Origin of the sequence: Pararhizobium sp. LjRoot238 (assembly GCF_964252955.1) — a bacterium.
In the GTDB taxonomy this organism is placed as follows: Bacteria; Pseudomonadota; Alphaproteobacteria; order Rhizobiales; family Rhizobiaceae; genus Pararhizobium.
Genome location: NZ_CAXUPP020000001.1, coordinates 1,095,966 through 1,114,700, shown reverse-complemented (window position 1 = coordinate 1,114,700; position 18,735 = coordinate 1,095,966). Strand labels below are relative to the sequence as shown.

Below are 18,735 nucleotides of genomic sequence, written 5' to 3'. Positions count from 1 at the left end.
GTCAAACAAAGAAAAAGGGAAAAGCTGGATGCGGCGATTTGGCATGAATTTCAGAAGTGCACTGACTTTGGCGGCGGCGGTCTTCCTGTCGTTGCCTGCGGCGGCAGTCGCTCAGGAGCCGGAATGGCATGGCGGTACGGCGACTGTGGGTGATCTGAAATACACGGACGGATTTGCACGCTTCGACTACGTCAATCCGGATGCGCCGAAGGGCGGCAACGTGAACCTGACGGCTATGGGCACCTTCGATACGCTCAACTCTCTTCTTGCCAAAGGCGAAATCGCTGCGGGCATGGCATCGCCGCCCGCCGGCAATCTCATATACGACAGGTTGATGACGCCTTCGATGGACGAGATCGCCTCCGACTATGGTCTCTTGGCGGAGGCCATCGCCTTTCCTGACGATTTCGGCTTCGTAAAATTTCGATTGCGGCCGGAGGCCAAATGGGCAGATGGCCAGCCTGTGACGCCCGAGGATGTGATCTTCAGCTTCGAAAAGACGAAGGAACTCGATCCTCAGAAGGAATTCTACTACAAGCACGTGACCAAGGCCGAAAAGACCGGCGATCGCGAAGTCACGTTCTCCTTCGACGAAAAGAACAATCGAGAGCTGCCGAAAATCGTCGGCGAACTGATGATCGTTCCGAAACACTGGTGGGAGGGCCAGGACGCCAAGGGTGTCCAGCGCGATATTTCGAAAACCACGCTCGAGATTCCGATGGGGTCTGGCCCCTACAAGATTGCTGCAATGACGCCGGGCGCAGCCATCCATTACGAACTACGCGACGATTATTGGGGCAAGAAACTCAACGTGAACATCGGCCAGAACAATTTCACGTCGTACACCTATGCCTATTATGCCGACCTGGATGTTGCGTTCGAAGCGTTCCGTTCCGGCAATGCCGACTACTGGTGGGAAAATTCGGCCAGGCGCTGGGCGACCTCCTATGACTTTCCGGCCGTCAATGACGGGCGAATCAAGCGGGAAGTTCTTGATAACGACTATCGCAACAGCGGCGTTCTGGTCGGGTTCATCCCCAACCTGCGCCGCGAAAAGTTTCAGGATCAGCGGGTGCGTGAGGCCCTCAACTACGCCTTCGATTTTGAGGAGTTGAAGCGGACGATTTTCTATAACCAGTATGATCGCATCAACAGCTTCTTCTTTGGGTCCGAGCTTGCCTCCAGCGGTCTGCCGCAGGGCCGTGAACTGGAAATCCTCAATGAAGTGAAGGATCAGGTTCCGGCGGAAGTCTTCACCACCGAATACAAAAATCCTGTCGGGGGTGACCAGAAGAAACAGCGAGACAATCTGCGTCAGGCCATAGCTCTGTTCAAGGAAGCCGGTTACGAACTGAAGGGAAGCCGGATGGTCAACACCAAGACCGGAGAACCCTTCAAATTCGAAATCCTGCTCGATGGGCCGACCATCGAGGTCGTGGCGTTGCCTTTCGCGCAAAACCTGAAGAAGATCGGCGTCGAGGTCAGTGTCCGGACGGTCGATGCTTCGCAATATACCAACCGCTGGCGGTCTCGTGATTTCGACGTCATCTATACCGGCTGGGGGCAGTCTCTCAATCCTGGCAATGAACAGGCTGAATACTGGGGCTCGGAATCGGCCAAGCGCGACGGCTCTCAGAACTACGCCGGCATCAGCGATCCGGGCATTGATGCGCTCATTCGCCGGGTCATCTTTGCCAAGGATCGCGATGAACTGATCGCCACGACCAAAGTTCTCGACCGCATCCTGCTTGCTCATCACTATGTCGTGCCCAGCTATACAGCGCGCTATTCGCGGCTCGCCTATTCGGCCAATCTCGAGCATCCGGCTGAGCTTCCGAAATATGCCGTCGGTTTCCCGACGATCTGGTGGTCGAAGTCGGCCGCCGCTCAATGAAAGCCTTGCACACGGCTCGCCCTGTACTCCAAATGCACGGAAGCGAATCAGTTGGGCGCCGGAGCCGGTCGTGGCGGCGGCGCCTTGAAGGAGACCAGCGGATTGACTGAAAACAGGCGGCTTGCCGATAGCGGATCAAATCGGGTTGCTGGAAACAGCGGCAGGCGGGAGGTTCGCTGATGGGTGCCTATATTCTGCGGCGGCTTCTGCTGATGATCCCGACGATCGTCGGCATCATGGCCATCTCCTTCGCCGTCGTTCAATTTGCCCCCGGTGGACCGGTGGAACAGGTCATCTCCGACCTTACGGGCCAGAACCAGGGCGGTGATCGGTTGTCCGGCGGCGGCGGCGATCTGGGCGTTCAATCGCTGGGTGACGAGTCCTCGGGAAAATATCGCGGCGCACAGGGGCTCGATCCGGAGTTCATCGCGAAACTGGAAAAGCAGTTCGGTTTCGACAAGCCGCCGCTCGAACGTTTCGGCCTGATGATGTGGAATTATATCCGTTTCGATTTCGGCGAGAGCTTCTTCCGCAACACCTCGGTGATCGACCTGATCCTCGACAAGATGCCGGTCTCCATCTCGCTCGGCCTCTGGATACTTCTGTTTTCCTACGCGATCTCCGTTCCGCTCGGCATCAAGAAGGCGATCTCGGACGGGTCGACCTTCGATGTTTGGACGTCCGGCATCATCATCATCGGCTATGCGGTGCCGGGCTTCCTGTTCGGTATCCTGCTGATCGTGCTCTTTGCCGGCGGCTCGTTCTTCGACTGGTTCCCGTTGCGCGGCATCGTCTCGGACAATTTCGCCCAGTTGAACTGGTGGCAGAAGATCCTCGATTATTTCTGGCACATGACCCTGCCCTTGATCACGCTGCTGATGTCGGCCTTTGCAACGACAACGCTTCTGACGAAGAATTCCTTCATCGACGAGATCAAGAAGCAGTATGTCACCACGGCGCGTGCCAAGGGCCTGAACGAGCGACAGGTTCTCTACGGGCACGTTTTCCGCAATGCCATGCTGATCATCATCGCCGGCTTTCCGGGCGCTTTCATCACGGCTTTCTTTACGGGATCGCTTTTGACGGAATACATTTTCTCGCTCGATGGCCTCGGCCGGCTTGGTTATGAATCCGTCGTCAAGCGCGACTATCCCATCGTCTTTGCAACACTCTATATCTTCTCGCTGATGGGGCTGCTTGTCGGCCTGCTGTCGGACCTGATTTATACCTGGGTCGATCCACGCATCGATTTTGAACGGAGGGATGTCTGATGGCAGATATCATCTCCACCAATCCGGCCCGCGTCACCGGCGCTTCCGGACGGCTGTCGCCCATCAACCAGCGCCGCTGGGAGAATTTCAGGGCCAACCGGCGCGGCTACTGGTCATTCTGGATATTCATGGTGCTGTTCGGCCTCAGTCTCTGCGCCGAATTCGTCGCCAACGACAAACCGGTCCTCGCCTCCTACAAGGGCGAGCTTCTGGTGCCGGTGCTGGTCAACTATCCGGAAGAGAAGTTCGGCGGCTTTCTTGCCGAAACGGATTACCGCTCCGACTATATCCGCGACGAGATCAACGCCAATGGCTGGATGATCTGGCCACCGATCCGCTATTCCTACCAGACCGCCAATTCCAACATCCCGCATTCGGCTCCAACGGCGCCCTTCTGGCTGATGGACAAGGCGGAACGCTGCGCCGGCTATCCGCAGGGCGAGAGCGACCCGGGCTGCACGCTCGGCAACCTCAACTGGATTGGCACGGACGACCAGGCCCGCGATGTTGCTGCCCGGATGATCTACGGATTCCGTATTTCCGTTCTCTTCGGTCTCGCCTTGACCATCGCCTCTGCCATCGTCGGTGTTACCGCCGGTGCCGTGCAGGGCTATTTCGGCGGCTGGACGGACCTGCTTTTGCAGCGCTTCATCGAAATCTGGTCATCGATGCCGGTGCTCTATATTCTGCTGATTATCGCCGCGATCCTGCCACCCGGCTTCTTTGTGCTGCTCGGCATCATGCTCTTGTTTTCCTGGGTCGGTTTCGTCGGCATTGTCCGGGCCGAGTTTCTGAGAGCCCGCAATTTCGAATATGTCCGGGCCGCCCGGGCGCTGGGCGTCAACAACCGGACGATCATGTTCCGCCACTTGCTTCCCAATGCCATGGTGGCGACCTTGACCTTCCTGCCGTTCATCCTCTCCGGCTCGATCACCACGCTCACCTCGCTCGATTTCCTCGGCTTTGGCATGCCGCCGGGCTCCGCCTCGCTCGGCGAATTGATCTCGCAGGGCAAGTCCAATCTGCAGGCCCCCTGGCTCGGCCTGACCGCCTTCGTGGTCATGTCCGTCATGCTGTCGCTTTTGATCTTCATCGGAGAAGCGGCCCGCGACGCGTTCGATCCGAGGAAGACTTTCCGGTGATCAACTCGCCATTTGTGAATGTTCGGGCTAATGTAATTTCAACGGAATATCGGGAGTGCCGCTCTCATGAATAAGATCATGTTCGAACACTATCCCGCATCGAAACTGCCGGAGGATCTTCGTGAGGGCTTGGAAAAGGACGCAAAGGTCCGAATCGTGATTGAAGAGGAGCCAAAGCAACTTCAAGCAGACGATACGGACCGGTTTCCGGGCTTCAAAGGGTTTCCGTCGATCGAGCGGCAGCCGATGAGTATTGAAGACACGTTGGCGGCCATCAGACGTATAAAGGCTGAAAACAGGCCATCCGTGAGCGCTGAAGAAGCCGTTTCGCGAATTCGCGCTCTGCGGGACGAGTGGGACGATTGATGCTGGGTGTCGGCAGAATTTATCTCGATACGAATATTTTTATCATGGCCTTTGAGCGGCGGGATGAACTCAGCGATCGCCTTGCTCAAGTGTTCTCAATAGACGGCTCGCCGGAAACGAAATTCGTGACGAGTGAGCTGACGCTTTCGGAGCTCTTGGTCACGCCCTATCGACAAAACGACGACAGTTTGATCGATACCTACGAAGGTTTGATCTTGACCAACAGTTGGCTGGAAGTTGTTCCCGTCGTTCAGCCAACGCTTCGTTATGCGGCCGTATTGCGATCCCAATACCAGAGTCTGAAACTGCCGGATGCGATTCACCTTTCTACCGCCATCGGGATGGGTTGCTCGCATATATTGACTGATGATCGTGGAATAAAAGACGAATACAGGCTTCGCCACCCCCGGTACGGAATCATGAAGGAAGCTCCGCCGCTCATGACGATCCGCCCCGATGAGCCTACGCTCCTTTCCCTCCTGCAAAGCCTCACGTCATGACAGACACACTCCTTTCCGTCCGCGATCTTTCGGTAGCCTTCCACCAAGGCGGCAAGACGTCGCTCGCGGTCGACAGCATCTCCTTCGACATCAAGCGCGGCGAGGTTGTCGCGCTGGTCGGCGAATCCGGCTCCGGAAAATCGGTCTCGGCCAATTCGATCCTGAAACTATTGCCCTATCCCGCTGCAAGCCACCCGAGCGGGGAAATCCTCTTCAACGGCAAGGACCTGATGAAGGCTTCGGATGCCGAACTGCGCCGGGTGCGCGGCAACGATATCACGATGATTTTCCAGGAGCCGATGACCTCGCTCAATCCGCTGCATTCGATCGAGCGGCAGATCGCCGAGATCCTCGACCTGCATCAGGGCATCACCGGCGCGGCTGCCCGAACCCGCGTTTTGGAACTGCTCAATCAGGTCGGCATCCGCGAGCCGGAAAAACGTCTCGCTGCCTATCCGCATGAGCTATCCGGCGGCCAGCGCCAGCGCGTCATGATTGCCATGGCGCTCGCCAACCGGCCGGAACTCCTGATCGCCGACGAACCGACGACGGCGCTCGACGTGACCGTCCAGGCGCAGATCCTCGAGCTCTTGAAGAAGCTCAAGGACGACCACCACATGTCGATGCTGTTCATCACCCACGATCTCGGCATCGTCCGCAAGATCGCCGACCGGGTCTGCGTCATGACCAAGGGCAAGATCGTCGAGACCGGGCCGACCGCCGAGATCTTCGCCAATCCCAAGCATGCCTATACCCGTCATTTGCTTGCTTCGGAGCCCAAGGGCGTGCCGCCTGTTTCCGACATCTCGAAGCCGGTAGTGATCGAGGCGCAGGACATGAAGGTCTGGTTCCCGATCAAGGCCGGTTTCCTGCGCAAGGTGGTTGATCATGTGAAGGCGGTCGATGGGATAGACCTGACGCTGCGTGCCGGCCAGACGCTCGGTGTCGTCGGCGAATCCGGTTCCGGCAAGACGACGCTCGGTCTTGCCTTGACGCGCCTGATTTCCTCGAAAGGCCGTATCAGCTTCATTGGCAATGAAATAGCCGGCTATTCGTTCAAGCAGATGCGCCCCTTGCGCAGCCGCATGCAGATCGTCTTCCAGGACCCTTACGGCTCGCTGAGCCCGCGCATGGCGATCAGCGACATTGTCGGCGAGGGCCTGAAGGTGCACGAACCCTCCCTCTCCGAGAAGGAGCGCGATGCGCGCGTGGCGGCAGCGCTGGAGGAGGTCGGTCTCGATGCGGCGACCCGCTGGAGATACCCGCACGAGTTCTCAGGCGGCCAGCGACAGCGTGTCGCCATTGCCCGAGCCATGGTGCTAAAGCCGCAATTTGTCATGCTCGATGAACCGACGTCGGCGCTCGACATGAGCGTGCAGGCGCAGGTGGTCGATCTCCTGCGCGACCTGCAGGCGAAGCATTCGCTCGCCTATCTCTTCATCAGCCACGACCTGAAGGTCGTCAGAGCGCTCGCCAACGACATGATCGTCATGCGGCTCGGCAAGGTGGTGGAGCAGGGGCCATCGGAACGCATCTTCACCGCGCCGCAGGACGACTACACCAAGGCGCTGATGGCTGCCGCCTTCAACATGGAAGCGGTCAACGTGCCCGCCATCAATCAGTAGAGTTCCGTTTTATGCCTGTGAAAAGTCCTGTCATCGTCGATCTGAAGTTTATTCCGCAGGAGGTGGAAGGCGGCCTGAAAGGCGCCTTTGCCGGCCGCGAAGTCATCAATCTCGCCGACCCCGCTTACAAGGGACGCGATCTCTCCGGCATCGACTATGCCGTCGTCTGGAAATCCGATCCGGACCTTTTTTCACGCGCGCCGGATCTGAAGGTGGTCTTTTCCGGCGGCGCCGGCGTCGATCATGTGTTGACACTTCCCGGCCTGCCGGACGTGCCGCTGGTCCGCTTCGTCGATCGCAGCCTGACGACGCGAATGAGCGAGTGGGTCGTCATGAACTGCCTTTTGCATTTGCGCCAGCACCGAGCCTATGAGGCGCGTGCCAAAGCACATGTCTGGGAAGATCTGAGCCAGCCGGAAGCCGCCGATGTCACCGTCGGCGTCATGGGCCTCGGCGTGTTGGGCCAGGACGCCATTGCCAAGCTCCGCATCATGGGATTCAAGACCATCGGCTGGTCACGGTCGAAGAAGGAGATCGATGGCGTCGAGACCTTCGCCGGCGGTGAACTCGACGTGTTTCTCGCCAGGACCGATTTCCTTGTCGGCCTGCTGCCTTTGACGGATGAAACCCGGGGCATTTTCAATGCACAGCTCTTCTCGAAGCTCAGCCGCAGCTGCCCCTTCGGCGCGCCGGTGTTCATCAATGGCGGCCGCGGCGGCAGCCAGGTCGGGGCCGACATTCTGGCGGCGCTGCGATCAGGCCTGCTCGGCGGCGCCTCGCTCGACGTGTTCGAACAGGAACCGCTGGCCAAGGACAGCTCCTTCTGGGACATGGATGACGTCTATATCACCCCGCACGTCGCAGCCTCCTCGGACGTCAAGGCGCTGTTTTCGCATGTCGAACAACAGATCAATCGCCTCGAAAGCGGCCTGCCGCTGGAACATCTGGTGGATCGCAAAGCCGGCTATTGATCAGGGTCGGCGATACCCCGTCGGCTGACCGTAGAGCCAGCCGATCCGCGTGATCGCGTCTTCCAACCCCTCGAGAGCGACGTTCATCGTGTGGCCGTTGGCATGCAGCAGCGTCTTTTCATCTTCCATGATGGCGACGTGACCCGTCCAGAAGACGAGATCGCCGCGGCTCAGTTCGTTGCGGGTGATTTCGGTGCCAAGTCCCTCGGCTTGCATGTCGGTGTCGCGTGGCGCGCTTTTTCCGGTCATCATCATCGACAGCTGCACGAGACCGGAACAATCGATGCCAAAGCCTGAGCGTCCGCCCCAGAGATAGGGCGTTTCGAGAAACCGCGCCGCGACCGAGACGTAGTCGCGGCCAAGCGGCTGTCCTGCCTCCGCGCAGTGACCGGCGATAACGGCCTGTCCGCCTTCCAGCAGGAAATAGCGCGTGCCTCGCGTTTCCCGCTCGCCGACGACGGCAATGCGGCTGCCCATCGACAGCGCCTGAACCGTCGTGAATTTCAGGTCCGGGCCGGAATAGACAAAGGTGCGCGGCGCGGTGACGATATGCGTCACGCCGCGCAGCACGGATGAAACGGCATCGGCCGGCACGTAACCGACATAGCCGTCGAAATCGGCCTTCACCCACGCCCATCCGCGGCCGGCATCGAGGACGCGCACCGTCTCTCCCAGCAAGAATTCGGTGTCGATGCCGCATTCCAGCTCAGGCCGCGCCCGCACCTGCGCGACCGGAACGCAAACCTCGCCCGGCGAGCCGCTGACATAGTTTGCGGCCTCGACGATGCCGCGCAGCCGCTCCTCGGCAAGGTCGGGGCGATAGGCGTTCAGCCGGCGGTCGGGAAGATCAGACATCTAGAGCCTCGTTCGTTAAATGATACGCATTCTGCCGGAAGGATTTTTTGTCATGAAACGGGCTTTTGTCGATGGACATACCTAACGTACGTTCGAGGCAAAAGCCCGTTTCATGGCAAAAAAGCATCTGGCCGAACGAGGCTCTTATCCTCAGATAGACAGTTTGCGTCCCTGATCAATGATCAGATCGCCAAGTTTTTCAAGATAAAGCGCTCCCTCGACCGTGCGTTTGATGATCACATTGCGCTTGTCGCGCTCGTCGCGCGTGCGGGCGACGAGGCCGAGATCGCCCATCGTGTCGAGGGCACGCGTGATCACAGGCTTCGTTACACCGAGAATACCGGCCAGCCCGCGCACGGTATGCGGTGGCGGCACGAGGTAGATATGCAGGAGAATGGAAATCTGCCGCAGCGTCAGGTCGCGATTGTCGATCCGCACCTGCTCGAGCGAGACGGCGTGCCAGAGGTTCAGCGCCTGGGAAGCTGAGAGTTCGATCGGCATCCGACGCCCCTTGGTTTGACGTGGCAAAATTTACAGGAGGGATCGTTACGGAAGCGTTTCTTTTTGCGCGGAGTAAAGGCTTGGCAGTTGTCAAATCCGCGCGATCGCCTTTTCGATCTTCACCAGATGCGCCGCGCGCTGCTTCACCGTCACGCGGTCCATGTCGTGCAACGAGATCATCCGGAATTGTACATCCTTGGCGCAGAAGGCGGCAATGCCGCGCTTCAACAGGCGGCGGACAGGGTCGCCCATATAGAGCTTGACGACCCACCAGGGCGAACCGGTCGTCGTCAGCGCCCAGAACAACTTGATATTGGTCAGGCGTGGAATGATGCGGCCGCCGGATTGTTCATGATTAAAGGCGATGCCAGGGGCAAAGACGCGATCGAAGAAACCCTTGAGGATCGCCGGGAAATTGAACCACCACTGCGGAAAGACCAGGATCAATCCATCGGCCGCCTTGAGCCGCGTGACGATGTCATCGACACCGGACGTATCGTACGGAACGTCGAAATAGCCGCGCCGTTCCGCTTCGCTGAGGCGTGGGTCGAAATCCTCCGTGTACAGATCGAGCAGATCGACGCTGTGGCCGTTCTTCTCCAGCGCCGTCTTCGCCGTGGCGGCGACGCTTGCGGCGAAACTACCGGTCAAGGGATGAGCGAGAACGATCAGAAAGCGCATGAGGTTTCCGCCCTTAGGACAGTTCGCGGAATAACCGCTACGTGTTTCTTGGGGTGATGGTGTAGTTCCACTCTGGATGGAAGGCGTCGCCTTTGACATGGAGGCCTGCCATCTGGGCATCGGAGACCTTGACGCCTTTGTGGTAGGTGCGGGTGTCGAGGGCGCATTCGACCTTGAGGCCGGTCTTTGTCGTGGTGGCACCGATCAGTTCGACCACGGCCAGGCGGCTTTCGAGCGGGCGGCCGCGCCAGTTCTGGGTAATGTGGCAGAACAGGCGGTGTTCGATCTTGTTCCACTTGGAGGTGCCGGGCGGATAATGGTGGACGTGAAGGACCAAGTCGGTCTCGTCGGCCAGTTTCTGCAATTCCAACTTCCATAGCCTGACGCGCGCGCCGTTTGAGCCGCCGCAGTCGGCCGTGACGGTCAGTTCACTTGCCTTGGGATAGCGCTCTCGTCCCATGCGATCGAGCCAGCACCGGATCGACTGGACGGCGAACTCGGCCGTATCGGCGGTAATGCCCAAGCTGACGAAGCCCGCGTTCGCCGTCACGTCGTAGATGCCGTAAGGCACCACCTTGCCCAGTTCCTTGTCCTCGAAGTCATGCACCTTGACGCGGATCGGCGTGCCTTTCGGGCGATAGTCGCTGCCGACATTCTTGTAGTTGCCCACCAGTTCCTTTTTCTTGGTATCGACCGAGATGACCGGTTGGCCCTTGGCTTGGGCCGCAATCACCTTCGTGTTGATGTGCTCGAACTGGGCGTTGCGATCGGGATGGTGCGAGCCTTCGTCCGCCTTGCGGTTGCGCTGACGCGAAAAGCCCAGCTTCACCAACTCCTTGGCCACCGTGTCGGCGCTGATCGGGTGGCCCATCGCCGTCAGCGTGTCGGCGAGTTTATCCATACTCTTCGACACCCAGAGCAAGGGCCGCTCGGGATCGCCCAGCGTGGCCGGCTCCACCAGTCGCTTCAACTGCGCAACAAGCCCAGGATCAAGCGCGCTCACCGCCTTGCGCCCGCCGCCAGCACGCCGAACCTGACCCAGCCCCAGAGGCATGGCATCCAGGTCGTCCTGTCCGCGATTGATCGTCGACCGCGCCAACCCGGTGATCCGCGAGACTGCCGCAAGCCCGCCCCATCCCGCCGTGCTCGCCTCGGCCGCCGCGAACATCCGACGCCCGCGTTCATCGAGCTTGCGCCCCACTGTCTCCCAGCGGTATCTGATGCCATCCTCGTCGATCATGCCATCGACATACGTCTATCTGATCCGGCCGGGAATCCCCCGCACATGAGTCAATCAGACGCACCCTCGACAAATGACGATTCAGTTATTGTTCGGAGCGTCCTTAAAACAGGCTCCCCTGCTTCGGTGGCTCGGCCGGCGCCGGTTTTTCCGCGCGCTTCTTCACAGGTTGTGGCGGCGTCGGAGCGCCGCCTTCCGTGGTCATGGCGTTGATGGACCCGTCAGCGAATTCAATGGCGATCGCCTGGTTCAGGGAGAGGGCTGAAGCCACCTTGACGGGTATTCCGGTCTCATCGCGCACCAGCGCATAGCCGCGCTTCAACACGTTGCGATAGGACAGCGACTGCAGGATGCGGTCCTGCGCGACGATCGTGCTGCGTCGCCGCCGCAGATCGGCGAGAAGCGCACTGTCGGCTCTGCCAGCGAGGCCAGTCAAGCGATCCTGCGAACGGTGAATCTGGCTCAGCAGCCGGCCTGGAAGGGTTCTGAGCGACGCATCGGCCGACGAAACCCTGGCAGCAGAACGATGGATGAGGCGTTCGACGATGCGTTCCGCGCGGATCACATGCTCCGATAGTTTCTGCCGCCGCTCGTAGATCCGGCTCGACAGCACATCCGGGCGCAAATGTGCGGCCGTACGCTCGAAGGCGCGCCGCTTGTTGGCGGTGTTCATCTGCAAGCCGCGCCCAAGCCCCACTGACGCCTCATCGAAGCGCCGGCGCGGCAAGGCGAGCAATTGATCGAGCGAAGGCAGCGCCCGCGTCAAAGCACGAAGGCTCTGCCGCCGGTTGTCCATCTGGCGCGTCACGGCCGCCTTGAGACGCGCAGAGAGGGCCGAAAGGCTAGCCTCCAGATCGGCCTTCACCGGCACGGCCATTTCCGCCGCACCCGTCGGCGTCGGTGCCCGCTGGTCGCTCGCATAGTCGATCAGCGTCCAGTCGGTTTCGTGGCCGACGGCAGAGATCAGCGGGATCTGCGAATTCGCCGCCGCCCGCACCACCGCCTCATCGTTGAAGCTCCAGAGATCCTCCAGGCTGCCGCCGCCGCGTGCGACGATCAGAAGGTCCGGCCGGGCGATTAGGCCGCCGGCACTGAAGGCGTTGAAGCCCTCGATCGCGGCGGCCACTTCATTGCCCGAGCCTTCGCCCTGGACCCGCACGGGCCAGACGATGACATGAACGGGGAAACGATCCGAAATCCGATGCAGGATATCGCGGATGACGGCGCCAGTCGGTGAGGTGACGACGCCGATGATACGCGGCATATAGGGCAGGGGCCGTTTCCGCGCCTGGTCGAAAAGCCCTTCGGCGCCGAGCTTGCGCTTGCGCTCCTCGATCAGCGCCATCAGCGCGCCGGCACCGGCGGGCTCCAGTGTCTCGATGACGATTTGGTATTTGGACGAACCGGGGAAGGTCGTCACCTTGCCGGTGGCGATCACCTCCATGCCCTCTTCTGGCCGGAACTTCAGCCGGCTCATCGTGCCTTTCCAGATGACGGCGTCGATCCGCGCCTTGTCGTCCTTCAGGGAAAAATAGGCGTGCCCCGAGGAATGTGGGCCGCGATAGCCCGAAATCTCGCCGCGCACCCGCACCTGGTCGAAGGCCTGCTCGACCGTGCGCTTGATGGAGCCGGATAGCTCCGAGACCGAATACTCGGTGAGATTGGAGGGCGAATCGGATTCGAAGAACGAGCTCATGCGCCTATTTTGCCGCGCCCGACCGCGGATGACCAGCCATAGGTGGCGCCCTCAACAGGCCTTTCATTTTCCCCGTTCGTCCCCGGTGCTCGAAACCGGGCGCATCATGGCGGCAACGTCAATCACGACTGAGAGGACCAAGCCGATGCCAGACCGCTTCTCCAGCAACATCCCCTCCCTTACCAGCCCGGCGACGCACGGATTTGCCGTGACACCCAGCGACACACTCGATCTGTCCGAGATGACGCGGGCAATCTATGTCGGTTCCGGCGGCACACTTGCGCTGCGTCTTCTGTCTGGCCAGACGGTCACATTTGCCGGCGTCGCGGCCGGTAGTATCCTGCCAGTGCGTGCCGATCGCGTGCTGGCAACTGGCACGACCGCCGGCAGCATCGTTGGGCTCGTCTGATGGTGTCGCTCGGTCTTAATTCGGGCCTCGGTCTGGCGGGAACGGCTAATGCATGGTTTACCGGTGCGGCTTTTGCGGCTGCCGATGCCAGCGACGGCATTGCCAAGCTGCCGGCCTTCGTCGCCGATTTCCGCTGGGATCGCCATGCAATGACCCCGGTAGTTGCGGCAAACATCGCCGCGGCCGCTGTGGACGCGCTTGTCTCCCCGCAATCCGTTCCGTTTTCGGATTTGTTCGTGTTCACTCGCGGTTCGGCGGCTGAATATATCGATGCTGCGGGCGTGGCCCAGCAGGCTGCGGTCGATGTTCCGCGTTTCGATTGCCGCAACGGCTACCGGCAGCTCCTGCTCGAAGGTCCCACGACCAATCTTTTCCTGAATGCGTTCACACCCGCGACGCAGACGGTCACGGTCACCAACGCTACGCAATATACCGTCTCCTGCCGGGGAACCGGCTCGCTGGTGCTCTCCGGCGCAGCGACCGCGGCTGTGACGCAATCCGCGCCGGTAACCCTCACGGCGGCATCGACCAGCCTGACGCTGACGGTCACCGGCTCCTTGAGCCGGGCGCAGGTGGAAACGGGGGCGGCGGCCAGCTCGTTCGTCCAGACCACGGCCACGGCCGCGACGCGAAGCGCCGATAGTTGCCGCCTCTCGCCGGTCGGCGAAGCCCTGATCCAGAGAGGGGCCGCTACACTTCTCCTGAAGGGGCAGGGCGTCTATGGCTCTCTCGGGCATCTCGTCGGCATCGGCACGGGCGATGAGATCATGCGCCTCAACACGGCGCAGACCAGCGTGGTTGCCGGCAGGTCACTGTCGATTGCCAGCGTGACCATGCCGCTGCCGGCGTTCTGTATCTGCCTCGGCTGGAGCGCCGCCGGCCGATCAGGCAGCTATAACGGCGGGACGATCGCAACCGATGCCACCGTGCCGGCAACAACGGGCCAAGTCTTCGTCGGTCGCAACCAGACGGGGCTGTTTGCCTATGGCCGCTATGACAGCCTGACGATCTGGCCATTCCGCGCCGCCAATACGGCGATCCAGGCAAAGGCCAGCGCCTATTCGTGACGGACGATCGCATGCCATAGATTTCACGCAAATATCAAATAGGCCGGTCGCCAAGGAAACTCTTCGGCGGCCGCATTGTTATGAACTCTCGGAGGGTTAAGCCAATTTTAGCAAGGCTTGTGCGAGCTTGTTGCACTATGCTCATCATCGGGAGGGGTCGGATGATAATCTTGACCGCATTGACGATCGGACTTTTGACGGCGGGCCTGCGGTCTGTGCCTTGCTACGTTCTGGCCGGTGGTCTGATCGTCGCAGCCTTCGCTCTTGCCGCGCTTTTTTCAGCCGGTGCCGTATCCCTGTTTGCGCTCGTTCTGGCGTTGCTTGCTTATAATGCCGGGATCGCCGCACCGGTCTTCACCGCGTTCATTCTTGCGCGGAGCCATCAGGCATGAGACCCACGTCATCGCGCCCTTGAAAAACCCGCCGCGCTTTGCAGCCGGCGGGTTTTTAATTCCATCCTGGTTCAAACCGGCTCCCAGCCGTCCTTCTCGCTGGCGCGGTAGATCGCGTCGATGAGCTTCTGGTTGTTCACCGAGCTTTCCAGCGTCACCACCTCTTCCTCCCCGCCCTTTGCCGCGTGCGAAAAAGCCTCGGCCTCGAGCTTGTACTGGCGGGCATCCTGGTAACGGAAGACTTGCGATTGCGAGTGGTTCTGGTTGGTCAGTTCCAGTTCTTCAGCGCCGTAACGGTCGGCATTGAACGGCGACTTGACCTCGATGAAGCCCTTGTCGCCATGGAAGACCATCACCTGGCGGGCGGCAAGCTGGGTGGAGATGTAGAAGCTCAGTTCAAAGTCGCCGAAGTCGGCCCGCACGCTTGAATACATGTCGGTGCCGAACTGCGGATCGCGGTCCGTATTGGCCTGCACCCGAATAGGCTCCCTGCCGGTGACGAAACGGGTCGTGATTGTTGGATAGACGCCGATGTCAGGCAGTCCGCCGCCGCCGAGTTCCGGCTTGTTGCGCATATTGGCGGCATCGCGGTTGTAGTAGGTAAAGGCGCCCTGAACGTGGCGCAGCTTGCCGACAGCACCTTCCTGCAGCAGCGCGCGGACTTTACGCCAGACGGGACTGTAGGTGACCATGTAGGCTTCGGAAATCAGCACCTTGTTGCGGTCGCGCGCCTCGATCACGGCGCCGATCTCGGACGCCTTGAGCGCGATCGGTTTCTCGCAAAGCACGTGTTTGCCGGCGTCGGCGGCCTTGATCGTCCATTCGACGTGTTGCGAGGTCGGCAGCGGAATGTAGACGGCATCGATGAGATCCGAGGCGAGCATTTCTTCGTAGGAGCCGAAAGCGTGCGGCACGGAGAAGCGGTCGGCCATCTCGCGCGCCTTGGAAAGATCGCGGCTGGCAATGGCCGTGACGACGCAGTTTTCCGCGTCCTGGATGGAGGGAACAACGAGTTCGCGGCCGATCTTGGCCGTCGACAGAATACCGAAACGCAACATGACATATCCTCCCTGTTTTGGCGGCACAGTAACCGCGAGGTACCTGCCCATCAAGCCACGCAGGCGGGAATAAAATTGCCGCCGGGCATGTAAAAACTCTGTCGCTTACCTATCTCCATGGGGCAGACTTCTCGCCTCCCAAGCGATTTATCCATAGCGTTCTGGAGCGACCTCATGGAAAAGCGAACCCTCGGCCGCACCGGCCTGTCTATCGCGCCGCTGGTCTTCGGCGGCAATGTCTTCGGCTGGACAGCGGATGAAAAGACCTCTTTCCAATTGCTCGACGCCTTCTTCGAGGCAGGCTTTAACGCAGTCGATACCGCAGACGCCTATTCCACCTGGGTTCCCGGCAATAGCGGTGGCGAATCCGAGACGATCATCGGCAAATGGCTGAAACAGTCGGGCCGGGCCCGGGACGAGGCCGTGATCATCACCAAGGTCGGCTCCGAAATGGGGCCGGACAGGAAGGGGCTGTCGGCAAAATGGATACTGCAGGCTGTCGAGGATTCCCTTCGCCGGCTGCAGACCGATCATATCGACGTCTACCTGTCGCACTGGCCGGATGCCGAAACGCCCTATGAGGAAACGCTGGGGGCCTATGACACACTTCTGCGGCAGGGCAAGGTCCGGCATATTGGAGCGTCCAATCTGAGCGCCGAGCAGTTGCGCGCCGCACTCGATGTTTCAAAGGAGAAGAACCTGCCGCGCTACGCGGTGCTGCAGCCGGAATACAATCTCTATGGCCGCGCTTCTTTCGACGGCCCGCTCCGAAATCTCTGCATGACAGAGGAGATCGGCGTGATCACCTATTTCGGCCTTGCGAGAGGTTTTCTTTCGGGAAAATATCGCTCGCATAGGGACCTGGAAGGTTCGGCACGTGGCGGTGGCATCGGCAAATATCTCGATGGCCGCGGCATGCGCATCCTGGGAGCGCTGGATGAGGTGGCAGCCGACACGGGCAACACGCAGGCAGAGATTGCTCTTGCCTGGATCATGGTACGCAAGGGTGTCACGGCGCCGATTTCCAGCGCGACGAACCTGACCCAACTCGAAAGTCTGATGAAGGCGGTTTCGATCCGGCTTTCCGACGAAGCCTGCTACCTGCTAAACGAGGCCAGCGAATAAAAGACCCGGGAGGAAAAGGCATGACGGTTGAGATACGCGACGCGGCACCAGGCGACGAAGCGGACTGGCGCAGGCTCTGGGCGGGCTATGTCGCTTTCTACAGGGTGGCGGTATCCCCTGACGTGACCGCAACGACGTGGGGCCGGATCGTCGATCCTGGCTCGCCGCTGTTCATGCGGGTCGCGGTGCTTGACGGCCACGTCATCGGCTTTGCCCTCTGCCTGTTGCATGAGGCGACCTGGGTGAAGGAGCCGGTCTGCTATCTGGAGGACCTTTTCCTCGACGAGGCGGCGCGCGGAAAGGGCATCGGCAAGGCGCTGCTGGATGATCTCGTAGAGAAAGCCAAGGCGAATGGCTGGGCCCGCCTTTACTGGCATACCGACGAAGGCAATGAGACGGCACGGCGGCTCTACGACAAATATACCGAGGCCGATGGCCATGTCCGTTACCGGATGAGTTTTTAGCTCCTCAGAGGCGGAAAACCCCGATAACACTCCGCATGGCTGCCGGAATGATTGGCCATGCCTTCCTTCGTCAGCAGACCAACCGGCGCCGCATAGCTGCGGATGCGCCGTGCCGGTCGCTCATGCCACTGGATGTTCACCGCCCAGAGTCTTGGGAAGAAACAGAGCGAGGCGTAGGGCAGGTTGTCGTGGATCCACCAGGCAAGCGACTGCCAGCCGCCGAGTGTTGCGCGCCTGTCCCAGACCCAGGGAATGACGATGCAGGCCGTCGCGCCCATGCAGCCGTCGGCGTCACGCATGTCCCAGATGTGATCGGCGGCACTTGCCGCATTGGTCGAACAGTTGAGCTTGTTGCGGTTGCCGAACGCGTTGACCGACCGGGAACGATAGCCGGAGCGGATGTGCAGGCGACCGAAAGTCCGCTGCAAAGGTTCCAGCAGTTCCTCGCAAAGTTTCGTGCCGGCAGCGATCGCCAGTTCCGGATCATCGGGGATATTCGGCATGCCGTAGAAATCGGCGATCTCGGAATGCATGAAGTCTCTGAGGAAGAAATTCTCTGACAGGCGCGCGCGGCCCATATCTTCAAGCGCTTTCATCGATCCCGGCTTTTTCATGCAGGCTCCTCCCGTTTGGGCGGAGCCTATGCCGGAGAAGACGTGCAGGCCACCCGTTTTCGCTTCGTCCTTGTTCCCCACCGCCATCGTGATAGGATCGCGTGGCACGCTAGGGAGGTGCTGTGAATGTCGGACGAACAGGCAGTTGGCACAGTCGTTCACCTCTATGTCGATGGCATGGCGTTTTGCAACGAGGCAGCCCTGCGCAAGGCCTTCCATCCGGATGCGAAGATCATCGGCAATTACGAAGGCGCGGTCGAATGGATGTCCCGCGACGATTTCATCGCCGCCATCCTCGCCGAACCGCCGGCCCCGCCCGGAACCCAGCCCCTGATGGATATCGAGATCACCGACCTCGAAGGCGACGCCGCCTTCGTCAAGGTCACCGACGAATTCGCCGGCATGCGGTTCACCGACTATCTGTCCCTGCTGAAGATCGGCGGCCACTGGGTGATCGTCAACAAGCTGTATCACCTGCATCGGTAGGGTTTGTCTGCGCAGGGTATGCGTGCGAAAATCGGGGGCAAGCGTCACCCTCTCCTTCGTCATTCCTGTGCTTGAGCCGGGATCCAGCCACGCGGCGTCCGTCGCCCCGCTCCAGCAAAGAGTCCTCTCGCCGCGCAGACGCGCCGCGGCTGGATCCCCGCCACAAGGGCGAGGATGACGGAGGTTGGGGACGCTCTTCCGCCAACCAAATACCCCTGGGGCGATAGCCGATGCGCAAGTCCGGCAAATCACTCGTCCTTCGCTTGTCAAAGAACACGCCGAGACGTCCGGACCGGTGAAGCCGGCACGGTTGAATTGAGCAGTCGGAGGGCGCACGCAAATGCGGGGCCTTCGGCGTTTTTCGGGGCTTCCGGCCCC

20 protein-coding genes are annotated in these 18,735 nt (G+C 60.5%); 13 read left to right on the top strand and 7 right to left on the bottom strand.

The window, feature by feature from the left end:
• Window positions 1–43 precede the first annotated feature (43 nt).
• The 7 genes from ACSQ3F_RS05655 (at window position 44) to ACSQ3F_RS05625 (ending at window position 7,769) form a co-directional block, all read left to right on the top strand.
• Window positions 44–1,894 (top strand): extracellular solute-binding protein, encoded by a 1,851-nt coding sequence (locus ACSQ3F_RS05655; RefSeq protein ID WP_436099325.1) that lies wholly within the window; start codon window positions 44–46, stop codon window positions 1,892–1,894.
• A 179-nt stretch (window positions 1,895–2,073) separates the two neighbouring features.
• The gene (locus ACSQ3F_RS05650) at window positions 2,074–3,165 is read left to right on the top strand and encodes a microcin C ABC transporter permease YejB (protein ID WP_436099324.1); all 1,092 of its coding nucleotides are present in this window, start codon (window positions 2,074–2,076) and stop codon (window positions 3,163–3,165) included.
• Entirely contained in the window at window positions 3,165–4,307 is a 1,143-nt protein-coding gene (locus ACSQ3F_RS05645) for an ABC transporter permease (protein ID WP_436099323.1), read from the top strand. The genes ACSQ3F_RS05650 and ACSQ3F_RS05645 overlap by 1 nt, the downstream gene beginning before the upstream one ends.
• Window positions 4,308–4,373: 66 nt before the next feature.
• Window positions 4,374–4,673, top strand: a complete 300-nt coding sequence (locus tag ACSQ3F_RS05640; RefSeq protein WP_436099322.1) for a hypothetical protein — start codon at window positions 4,374–4,376, stop codon at window positions 4,671–4,673.
• Window positions 4,673–5,173: a type II toxin-antitoxin system VapC family toxin gene (locus ACSQ3F_RS05635; RefSeq protein ID WP_436099321.1), complete on the top strand. Its 501-nt coding sequence runs from the start codon at window positions 4,673–4,675 to the stop codon at window positions 5,171–5,173. The genes ACSQ3F_RS05640 and ACSQ3F_RS05635 overlap by 1 nt, the downstream gene beginning before the upstream one ends.
• A complete protein-coding gene (locus tag ACSQ3F_RS05630; RefSeq protein ID WP_436099320.1) occupies window positions 5,170–6,798 on the top strand; it encodes an ABC transporter ATP-binding protein in 1,629 nt (542 codons plus the stop codon). Before ACSQ3F_RS05635 ends, ACSQ3F_RS05630 begins: the two co-directional genes overlap by 4 nt.
• A gap of 11 nt (window positions 6,799–6,809) precedes the next feature.
• Window positions 6,810–7,769: a 2-hydroxyacid dehydrogenase gene (locus tag ACSQ3F_RS05625; protein WP_436099319.1), complete on the top strand. Its 960-nt coding sequence runs from the start codon at window positions 6,810–6,812 to the stop codon at window positions 7,767–7,769.
• Here ACSQ3F_RS05625 and ACSQ3F_RS05620 read toward each other — a convergent pair whose 3' ends face one another.
• From ACSQ3F_RS05620 to xseA, 5 genes are all read right to left on the bottom strand, one after another.
• Window positions 7,770–8,624, bottom strand: a complete 855-nt coding sequence (locus ACSQ3F_RS05620; protein WP_436099318.1) for an NlpC/P60 family protein — start codon at window positions 8,622–8,624, stop codon at window positions 7,770–7,772. It abuts the gene before it with no gap.
• A gap of 150 nt (window positions 8,625–8,774) precedes the next feature.
• On the bottom strand, window positions 8,775–9,125 hold the full coding sequence (locus ACSQ3F_RS05615; RefSeq protein WP_436099317.1) for a MarR family transcriptional regulator: 351 nt from the start codon (window positions 9,123–9,125) through the stop codon (window positions 8,775–8,777).
• Between the two features lie 90 nt (window positions 9,126–9,215).
• Window positions 9,216–9,806 carry an NAD(P)H-dependent oxidoreductase gene (locus ACSQ3F_RS05610; RefSeq protein WP_436099316.1) on the bottom strand — a complete coding sequence of 197 codons (591 nt, stop codon included), beginning with the start codon at window positions 9,804–9,806 and terminating at the stop codon, window positions 9,216–9,218.
• Window positions 9,807–9,843: 37 nt separating this feature from the next.
• A complete protein-coding gene (locus ACSQ3F_RS05605; protein WP_436098414.1) occupies window positions 9,844–11,046 on the bottom strand; it encodes an ISAzo13 family transposase in 1,203 nt (400 codons plus the stop codon).
• A gap of 103 nt (window positions 11,047–11,149) precedes the next feature.
• Window positions 11,150–12,742, bottom strand: a complete 1,593-nt coding sequence (gene xseA, locus ACSQ3F_RS05600) for an exodeoxyribonuclease VII large subunit (RefSeq protein ID WP_436099315.1) — start codon at window positions 12,740–12,742, stop codon at window positions 11,150–11,152.
• A 145-nt stretch (window positions 12,743–12,887) separates the two neighbouring features.
• Between xseA and ACSQ3F_RS05595 the strand changes: the two genes are divergently transcribed.
• The 3 genes from ACSQ3F_RS05595 (at window position 12,888) to ACSQ3F_RS05585 (ending at window position 14,610) form a co-directional block, all read left to right on the top strand.
• Window positions 12,888–13,151: a spike base protein, RCAP_Rcc01079 family gene (locus tag ACSQ3F_RS05595; protein WP_436099314.1), complete on the top strand. Its 264-nt coding sequence runs from the start codon at window positions 12,888–12,890 to the stop codon at window positions 13,149–13,151.
• Complete coding sequence (locus ACSQ3F_RS05590; RefSeq protein WP_436099313.1) at window positions 13,151–14,218, top strand: hypothetical protein; 1,068 nt, start codon at window positions 13,151–13,153, stop codon at window positions 14,216–14,218. The genes ACSQ3F_RS05595 and ACSQ3F_RS05590 overlap by 1 nt, the downstream gene beginning before the upstream one ends.
• A gap of 161 nt (window positions 14,219–14,379) precedes the next feature.
• Window positions 14,380–14,610 (top strand): hypothetical protein, encoded by a 231-nt coding sequence (locus ACSQ3F_RS05585; protein ID WP_436099312.1) that lies wholly within the window; start codon window positions 14,380–14,382, stop codon window positions 14,608–14,610.
• A 71-nt stretch (window positions 14,611–14,681) separates the two neighbouring features.
• Here the strand turns inward: ACSQ3F_RS05585 and ACSQ3F_RS05580 are convergent, their stop codons facing one another.
• Window positions 14,682–15,668: a Gfo/Idh/MocA family protein gene (locus ACSQ3F_RS05580; RefSeq protein WP_436099311.1), complete on the bottom strand. Its 987-nt coding sequence runs from the start codon at window positions 15,666–15,668 to the stop codon at window positions 14,682–14,684.
• Between the two features lie 174 nt (window positions 15,669–15,842).
• Here ACSQ3F_RS05580 and ACSQ3F_RS05575 point away from each other — a divergent pair, with 174 nt between their 5' ends.
• Window positions 15,843–16,793: an aldo/keto reductase gene (locus ACSQ3F_RS05575; RefSeq protein ID WP_436099310.1), complete on the top strand. Its 951-nt coding sequence runs from the start codon at window positions 15,843–15,845 to the stop codon at window positions 16,791–16,793.
• 20 nt (window positions 16,794–16,813) lie between these two features.
• On the top strand, window positions 16,814–17,257 hold the full coding sequence (locus tag ACSQ3F_RS05570) for an N-acetyltransferase family protein (RefSeq protein ID WP_436099309.1): 444 nt from the start codon (window positions 16,814–16,816) through the stop codon (window positions 17,255–17,257).
• Here ACSQ3F_RS05570 and ACSQ3F_RS05565 read toward each other — a convergent pair.
• Entirely contained in the window at window positions 17,254–17,871 is a 618-nt protein-coding gene (locus ACSQ3F_RS05565) for a hypothetical protein (protein ID WP_436099308.1), read from the bottom strand. The two genes, ACSQ3F_RS05570 and ACSQ3F_RS05565, sit on opposite strands and share 4 nt — an antisense overlap.
• Window positions 17,872–17,997: 126 nt before the next feature.
• On the opposite strand from ACSQ3F_RS05565, the gene ACSQ3F_RS05560 reads away from it, so the two are divergent.
• Entirely contained in the window at window positions 17,998–18,357 is a 360-nt protein-coding gene (locus tag ACSQ3F_RS05560; RefSeq protein ID WP_436099307.1) for a nuclear transport factor 2 family protein, read from the top strand.
• Window positions 18,358–18,735 lie beyond the last annotated feature (378 nt).

Coding starts and splice junctions, on each gene's coding strand:
- ACSQ3F_RS05560 (WP_436099307.1), top strand. CDS start 17,998: ATGTCGGACGAACAGGCAGTTGGCACAGTCGTTCACCTCTATGTCGAT.
- ACSQ3F_RS05580 (WP_436099311.1), bottom strand. CDS start 15,668: ATGTTGCGTTTCGGTATTCTGTCGACGGCCAAGATCGGCCGCGAACTC.
- ACSQ3F_RS05645 (WP_436099323.1), top strand. CDS start 3,165: ATGGCAGATATCATCTCCACCAATCCGGCCCGCGTCACCGGCGCTTCC.
- xseA (WP_436099315.1), bottom strand. CDS start 12,742: ATGAGCTCGTTCTTCGAATCCGATTCGCCCTCCAATCTCACCGAGTAT.
- ACSQ3F_RS05590 (WP_436099313.1), top strand. CDS start 13,151: ATGGTGTCGCTCGGTCTTAATTCGGGCCTCGGTCTGGCGGGAACGGCT.
- ACSQ3F_RS05575 (WP_436099310.1), top strand. CDS start 15,843: ATGGAAAAGCGAACCCTCGGCCGCACCGGCCTGTCTATCGCGCCGCTG.
- ACSQ3F_RS05635 (WP_436099321.1), top strand. CDS start 4,673: ATGCTGGGTGTCGGCAGAATTTATCTCGATACGAATATTTTTATCATG.
- ACSQ3F_RS05605 (WP_436098414.1), bottom strand. CDS start 11,046: ATGATCGACGAGGATGGCATCAGATACCGCTGGGAGACAGTGGGGCGC.
- ACSQ3F_RS05615 (WP_436099317.1), bottom strand. CDS start 9,125: ATGCCGATCGAACTCTCAGCTTCCCAGGCGCTGAACCTCTGGCACGCC.
- ACSQ3F_RS05650 (WP_436099324.1), top strand. CDS start 2,074: ATGGGTGCCTATATTCTGCGGCGGCTTCTGCTGATGATCCCGACGATC.
- ACSQ3F_RS05610 (WP_436099316.1), bottom strand. CDS start 9,806: ATGCGCTTTCTGATCGTTCTCGCTCATCCCTTGACCGGTAGTTTCGCC.
- ACSQ3F_RS05625 (WP_436099319.1), top strand. CDS start 6,810: ATGCCTGTGAAAAGTCCTGTCATCGTCGATCTGAAGTTTATTCCGCAG.
- ACSQ3F_RS05595 (WP_436099314.1), top strand. CDS start 12,888: ATGCCAGACCGCTTCTCCAGCAACATCCCCTCCCTTACCAGCCCGGCG.
- ACSQ3F_RS05620 (WP_436099318.1), bottom strand. CDS start 8,624: ATGTCTGATCTTCCCGACCGCCGGCTGAACGCCTATCGCCCCGACCTT.
- ACSQ3F_RS05565 (WP_436099308.1), bottom strand. CDS start 17,871: ATGAAAAAGCCGGGATCGATGAAAGCGCTTGAAGATATGGGCCGCGCG.
- ACSQ3F_RS05640 (WP_436099322.1), top strand. CDS start 4,374: ATGAATAAGATCATGTTCGAACACTATCCCGCATCGAAACTGCCGGAG.
- ACSQ3F_RS05585 (WP_436099312.1), top strand. CDS start 14,380: ATGATAATCTTGACCGCATTGACGATCGGACTTTTGACGGCGGGCCTG.
- ACSQ3F_RS05630 (WP_436099320.1), top strand. CDS start 5,170: ATGACAGACACACTCCTTTCCGTCCGCGATCTTTCGGTAGCCTTCCAC.
- ACSQ3F_RS05570 (WP_436099309.1), top strand. CDS start 16,814: ATGACGGTTGAGATACGCGACGCGGCACCAGGCGACGAAGCGGACTGG.
- ACSQ3F_RS05655 (WP_436099325.1), top strand. CDS start 44: ATGAATTTCAGAAGTGCACTGACTTTGGCGGCGGCGGTCTTCCTGTCG.